General features: G+C 51.3%; 1 pseudogene. It reads left to right on the top strand.

Annotated elements, in window-relative coordinates:
• Positions 1-33 precede the first annotated feature (33 nt).
• Positions 34-232: pseudogene (locus AAEZ03_RS29015) on the top strand (propionate/acetate kinase); the annotation flags it as partial.

The following is a 232-nucleotide window of genomic DNA, read 5'->3' as shown; positions in this document are numbered from 1 at the left end:
CATGGTGGCCGTGAATACTCTGAAGCCGTACGCGTGGACGATCACGTTCTGGAAGAGGTAAAGCGTCTAAAAGTATTGGCACCGCTACACAACCCTGCCAACGCCTTGGGTATCGAAGCGGTACAAGCTATTTATCCTGATATTCCACAAGTGGTCGTGTTTGATACCGCCTTCCATCAAACCATGCCACCGGTGGCCTTTCGTTATCCGCTGCCAAAAGCCCTTTACGAAG

Source organism: Pseudomonas sp. HY2-MNA-CIBAN-0224, assembly GCF_040310285.1.
Lineage (GTDB): Bacteria > Pseudomonadota > Gammaproteobacteria > Pseudomonadales > Pseudomonadaceae > Aquipseudomonas > Aquipseudomonas helleri.
This window is presented reverse-complemented; position numbering and strand designations above follow the sequence as displayed.